Annotated in this window: 6 protein-coding genes; 2 read left to right on the forward strand and 4 right to left on the reverse strand. The window is 57.3% G+C overall.

Annotated elements, in window-relative coordinates; genetic code table 11:
- Positions 1 to 129: 129 nt before the first annotated feature.
- On the reverse strand, positions 130 to 1,773 hold the full coding sequence (locus AC07XZ_RS28995) for a hypothetical protein (RefSeq protein WP_102688682.1): 1,644 nt from the start codon (positions 1,771 to 1,773) through the stop codon (positions 130 to 132).
- A 146-nt stretch (positions 1,774 to 1,919) separates the two neighbouring features.
- Complete coding sequence (locus tag AC07XZ_RS29000; RefSeq protein ID WP_102688683.1) at positions 1,920 to 2,291, reverse strand: DUF6124 family protein; 372 nt, start codon at positions 2,289 to 2,291, stop codon at positions 1,920 to 1,922.
- Between the two features lie 388 nt (positions 2,292 to 2,679).
- Between AC07XZ_RS29000 and AC07XZ_RS29005 the strand changes: the two genes are divergently transcribed.
- Together AC07XZ_RS29005 and AC07XZ_RS29010 are read left to right on the forward strand one after the other, a co-directional pair.
- On the forward strand, positions 2,680 to 3,189 hold the full coding sequence (locus AC07XZ_RS29005) for a GNAT family N-acetyltransferase (protein WP_085745845.1): 510 nt from the start codon (positions 2,680 to 2,682) through the stop codon (positions 3,187 to 3,189).
- A gap of 115 nt (positions 3,190 to 3,304) precedes the next feature.
- A complete protein-coding gene (locus AC07XZ_RS29010) occupies positions 3,305 to 3,796 on the forward strand; it encodes a hypothetical protein (RefSeq protein ID WP_085745844.1) in 492 nt (163 codons plus the stop codon).
- A 291-nt stretch (positions 3,797 to 4,087) separates the two neighbouring features.
- Here the strand turns inward: AC07XZ_RS29010 and AC07XZ_RS29015 are convergent, their stop codons facing one another.
- Together AC07XZ_RS29015 and ccoN are read right to left on the reverse strand one after the other, a co-directional pair.
- On the reverse strand, positions 4,088 to 4,309 hold the full coding sequence (locus AC07XZ_RS29015) for a CcoQ/FixQ family Cbb3-type cytochrome c oxidase assembly chaperone (RefSeq protein WP_085683834.1): 222 nt from the start codon (positions 4,307 to 4,309) through the stop codon (positions 4,088 to 4,090).
- A 15-nt stretch (positions 4,310 to 4,324) separates the two neighbouring features.
- A complete protein-coding gene (ccoN, locus tag AC07XZ_RS29020; protein ID WP_102688684.1) occupies positions 4,325 to 5,752 on the reverse strand; it encodes a cytochrome-c oxidase, cbb3-type subunit I in 1,428 nt (475 codons plus the stop codon).
- Positions 5,753 to 6,026: the final 274 nt, after the last annotated feature.

Consider the following 6,026-nt stretch of genomic DNA (forward strand, 5'->3'; position numbering starts at 1 on the left):
AGTTGGAGAGCAAACCCTGCAGTTGAAAACTGCAGGGCGCGGTGGCTTTTAACCTTGACTTGAGACCGGCTAATGGGCGTCCCGTTTTTTCCGTTGTCTTGGGACGCTGGAGTGAGAGCTATGCGAGGGCTACAAAAACTGTATCCGATCGATGATTACCTGACCATTCACTACCACAGCAATCGACTTGATACCGTTCAGAACCCCTGTATCGATCTGTTGCTGACGCTGGTAGGCGGTGACCGTTAGGTTAATGAAATTAAGCGTCGCCCCAGCGGTATCCCTGAAAACCAAATTCATTTGAGTGGCATTACCAAAAATATTGCCACCCGCAATCCAGATCACCAGTCTGTTGGCAGTCCTGCCAATCAGCTCCACCTCATAAGATAGAGAGGTAATTTGCCCATTAGGCTGCGCTAAATACCCATAAAACGCCTGTCCATTTGCGTCAACGGGATCAGTAAACCTTGCAATGGCCAGCGAGTCATTCGGATGAACTTTTCCCGTCAAGGTTACTTTGATTTTATTGGTCGAAACCGATTGCCCAACCTCGGAGGCTCCCTGACTGGGTGTGGACTCAAAATCCTCAATGTCCGGCAAACCCTCTCCAACTACTCGTGCCTGGGCTTCCCTGGAAACGCCAATGACTTTGCCTCCCCTGATCTGTTCGAACTTGACCCTCACCTGACTGTTGGCAACCACCTTTACATTGGGTATTGGCCAGGAAAACTGCCCCGGTACATTGCCGATTGGCAAAGTCTCGTCATGGGTGGCGACCATGACGCCGTTCAGCCACGCTTCGAACGTTAGATGAATCTGATCCCCCGCCTGCCAAATCGTATTGATTAAGTGAATCAGCGCCCACAATGGCCCGCCATTCATTTTGCCCAGATCGACTTCTTTCGGATCGTCACCGTTTTCTCCGAGGATTTCCTGAAGGATGGCCTCGAGCAGTTCTGCCCAATCCAGATGCACATCGATCAGACAAGGAATCGACCAATGATCCTGTGCATTGAATTGGCCCAACTGTGTTGTTCCTGAGTAATTGTTTGTCTGGCTGATCACGTTGTACTTGATCGGGAACTGCGGATTGTTCGGATCCTTGGCAAAGTGCGGTGTAGTCAGAGTGAGTGTGATTGGCTGGGTCAGGTCGGGGTTGGGGTTGGTCGGCGTTGGTTCGATTCGATGTTTGGTCTCTACTCCGCCGCTATCAACAGTGATCAGGTCATAGAGATGTTTGTGCGGATAATCCAACGTTAGCAGTACGCCTTGTGCAGCTTGTGAGGCGTCCACGCTGGTGGGGGTGGCGTTGATGGCGAGTGCCGAATGTCCGCCCCCCGGTACCTGTTCATCGCCACCTGGAGCAAAAGCATCGTAAAGCACCGTCAATGAGGGAGACGTGTCGCCGTTGCCTGAAAGACGCTCAACCGTACAGTGCAAACTGTTGATGTCCTCCAGCAGCAAACCGGCAGGCAGGCGTAACAGCACCGGGTCGCTGATGCTGAATACGATTTCACTGCTGATCGGCTTTGGGTTGTTGTTCAGGTGCAAGTGAACGGTTTCATACAGATCCTGACCTTGCCAAGGCCCGAACAGCACTGCCATCCCCAAAGGGTCTTTGTAGTGATTGACGATCGAGACCCCGATATGCGCACCAATCACCGGGTCAGTCTTGAGGAGGACTTGTGGAGGCGTGAGAGCAAAAATGGCGATGGGGGGCGACGTGGTGGCGTTCATGGCATCTGCTCGCGGGGCAATTGAGATGAGCTTCATCAAAGCACCATGCAGTTGCATCGACCACTGTCAGATCTGACAGGTGAAGGCTGTTTATAGATGAACGGTCGAGTGCCGAAGAGATCTCCAAGGATTTGAACAGGCAGAAAAACGGCCCCGTAAAGGGGCCGTTTTGGTTTCAGCACTCAAACGCGCGGCTCAGCCGCCACCTCAAGATTATCCAGCGCCCGATTCACCGCCAGTTCCCCCAGCATGATCAGTTGCGCAATCCCCAGCAGCACATGCCGATGCGAGCCGTCCACCAGCCCGGCGAAGTCGGTGGCCATGGTTTTGGCCGAGGTCAGGGTTTCGCAGGCGTCGGCCAGCAGTTCTTCGCTGTCGATGCCGGGGGCGATGAGGTAGCGGGTGTTGGGTTTGAGCAGCGGTTTTCTGGGGAGTAGGGGATTGAAGTAGTGATCGAGGGCGCGTTCGGCGGCTTCGTGGAAGGTCTTCGAATCCACCGATTCGTAAGGCGAGGTGGAGTCGGTTTCGGGCGGGTTTGGCGTTGGTTTGATCATAGTGAAGCTCCTTGAGAAATGGAGCCGTCATCCATCGCTGCTAAACGAATGAGGTGGCGGCTGTACGCGGGTTAGCAGACCAGGCTCAAGGATCCCGGCGCACCGAAGTGCCCCACGCAAGCCGCCATAAAACAGAAATGGCGAAACCAGCGTGCCTTGAGAATTGCCGAGCTGCTAAACCCGATCGCTGATTCATCAGCGACCCGAAAACGATAGAGCCGGCCCCCCAAGGCACACAAGCCGGCGGATTCTGGCGGATGCGTAGGTAATGGCGCAAGGCGTTGTGGCTTGCCGGACGTTTCGGTCAACGGCTTTAAACAGTCATGGCGAGTCCGTGAAGAAGCGGTTTACAGTGACCGGCCACGCACTGATCCAGGAGGGATCTTTCATGCCTGAGCACAACCCCGCCATTCACCTCGAACGCTTCAGCGAATCCCACATCGAAAGCGTCACCGCGCTTTACAACGACCCAGCTGTGACCCGGCAGGTGCTGCAGATGCCGTTTCAGTCTGCCGAGATCTGGCGTCAACGACTGATGCCGGAAAACGAACGGATGGTGAAACTGGTGGCGTTGCATCAAGGTGCGGTGATCGGGCATCTCGGGCTGGAGGCTTTTTCGCGAATTCGCCGCAGTCACGCGGGCAGTGTCGGCATGGCCGTTGCGGTAGCGTGGCAGGGCAAGGGTGTCGGTTCGAAGCTGTTGGCAGCGGCGCTGGACATCGCCGACAACTGGATGAACCTGCACCGGGTCGAACTTTCGGTGTACGCCGACAACGAGGCGGCAATCGGCCTCTATCGCAAGTTCGGCTTCGAAAACGAGGGCCTGTTCCGCGATTACGCCGTGCGTGACGGGCAATGGGTCGACACTTTGAGCATGGCGCGTCTGCGCAAACGCTGACCTTCTGTCCGTCAATGGTCGATCAGGCGATCGTGCAGGCAAATGACTTGCACGGTCGTCATCGGCATCTGCCATGCTCAAAGTCCGCAGCACCGCTCCTTGAAGGAACACCGCAATGGACGACGTACAGCAACTGGGCGAAATGCTTCGCCACTATGCCGACAGCGAAGCGCACAAGAAGCAATTGTTCGAGACGCAATCGGCGACCTGGGCCACACGGATTAGCGAGTTGTTCGGGCAGATTCAGCAATGGCTGGAGCCGGTGCAGGCGCCGGGGTTGCTGGAGGTGAGTCGCGAGGCTTATGTGGCGTTCGGGCCGAGCACGCCGGTTGAGACCTCAACCTTCAAGACTGAAAAACTGAGCATCGTGATTGCCGGCAAACCGGTGGAGTTTGTGCCGGATGTGATGGGCAGCGGTGGTCAGATTTCGCTGGCGGTGGTGGGGCTGACGGCGGCGCGTTATGGGAGTGTTTCGTTGGTGGGGTTGCCCAATGGTGATTGGCAGTGGCGCAAGACCAATGGGTTGAAGGATCCGGATACGTTTGCTTTCGATGCGAATTTCCTCGCGCAGCAACTGCAGAGCCTCATCCCCCGCGACCGCACCTAAGATCAAAAGCCTACCCCCTCATCGGAACGCCGCCCGCCCAGCCCTCTCCCCCAAGGGGGCGAGGGGGAAAGGGAGCAGATCTGCGTTGTTTTCAATTTTGAGCTCGGCGGAAAGGGAGCAGATTTGTGTCGTTTTCAATATTGAGTTCGACGGAAAGGGAGCAGATCGGGGGCTTTTCAGTTTTTGAGTTCGGCTCGATATTTCAGGTCGGTGTATTTCGAGTAAACAACCCGGTCAGTTCCCTCTCCCTCCGGGAGAGGGTTAGGGTGAGGGGGCTGCCCCTGACACACCTCACATTTCGAGATTGACCCACCCCGGCTTCGCCACCTCCGGCGCCACCGCTTTCACGGTCTTACCGGTGGCCATCTCAACCCGCCGCGCCACCTCCGGATCATCCGCAAACGGCGTCAGACTCGCCTCATCCAGGCTCTCGGCCGTCTCGTGCCGCAAGCAGTACTCCACCGCCAGCCACAGAAACACCACGCCCAACACATTCAAGAAAACATCGAACATGACCGGCTCCCTTTATCAGGCGATCTGCGCTTCACGATGGGCGAGTGCAACGTCGGCAACGCGCACCGTGCGCCACACGTTATAGGCCATCAGCAACATACCGCTGAGGAAGAACACCCCGCCAGCAAACCGCACGACAAACCCCGGATGACTGGCCTGCAGCGCTTCAACGAACGAGTACGTCAGCGTGCCGTCCTCGTTGATCGCCCGCCACATCAGACCCTGAGTAATCCCGTTGACCCACATCGAAGCGATGTACAACACCGTGCCAATGGTCGCCAGCCAGAAGTGCAGGTTGATCAGCGGCGTGCTGTGCATCCGTTCGCGGCCAAAGACCTTGGGCACCATGTGATAGGTCGCGCCGAAGGTGATCATCGCCACCCAGCCGAGGGCACCGGCGTGAACGTGGCCGATGGTCCAGTCGGTGTAGTGGGAGAGGGCGTTGACGGTCTTGATCGCCATCATCGGGCCTTCGAACGTCGACATGCCGTAGAACGCCAGCGACAGGACGAGGAAGCGCAGGATCGGGTCAGTGCGCAATTTATGCCACGCGCCGGACAGGGTCATCATCCCGTTGATCATGCCGCCCCAGCTCGGCGCCAGCAGGATCAGCGACATCGCCATGCCCAGTGACTGCGCCCAGTCCGGCAGCGCGGTGTAGTGCAAATGGTGCGGGCCGGCCCAGATGTACAGGGTGATCAGCGCCCAGAAGTGCACGATCGACAACCGGTACGAGTACACCGGCCGATTCACTTGCTTGGGCACGAAGTAATACATCATCCCGAGGAACCCGGTGGTCAGGAAGAAACCCACCGCGTTGTGCCCGTACCACCACTGCACCATGGCGTCGGTGGCGCCGGAGTACACCGGATAAGACTTGAACCAGTCCACCGGAATCGACAGGTGATTGACCACGTGCAGCATGGCGATCACCAGGATGAACGCGCCGAAGAACCAGTTGCCGACGTAGATGTGCTTGGTCTTGCGCTGCACCACGGTGGTGAAGAACACGATGGCATACGCGACCCAGACTACCGCCATCCACACCGCGCCGGAGAATTCGATCTCGGCGTATTCCTTGGTGGTGGTGTAGCCCATCGGCAGGGTGACCAGCATGATCACGATCACCGATTGCCAGCCCCAGAAAGTGAACGCGGCGAGTTTGTCCGAGTACAGCCGCACCTGGCAGGTACGCTGCACGGCGTAGTAACTGGCGGCGAATTGCGCGCTGCCGGCGAAGCCGAAAATCACCAGGCTGGTGTGCAACGGTCGCAAGCGGCCGAAGGTGGTCCACGGCAAGTCCAGATTCATGTCGGGCCACACCAGTTGCGAGGCGATCCATACCCCCATCGCCATGCCCACGACACCCCAGAAAACAGTCGCGATGACGAATTGGCGGACGACCTTGTAGTTATAAGCCTGTCCGATTGTTGCTGTGCTCATGGTCAGTTCATCCACGGTTGCAAAGTCTTGCCAGGCCACCCGGTCTGGCACGAGCTGCACTGTAGAAACCCCACCGGAAACAAAACAGGCTCAGGAATTGTTCATTTATGCGGATCAGATCAAAGCGCTGCCTGCGGCCATCTGCCGCGCCCTGATACGGTTTTTATGCGTTTAGGTGAATCTGTTGTGCACTGCGCCGTTCGTCCATAGTCAGGGAAAATACTGTGGGAACGGGCGAACCCGAGATAGCGCCAGACGCGAACTGGCGCTATCT

The organism is Pseudomonas sp. GW458-11-26-14-LB4, from assembly GCF_059423925.1.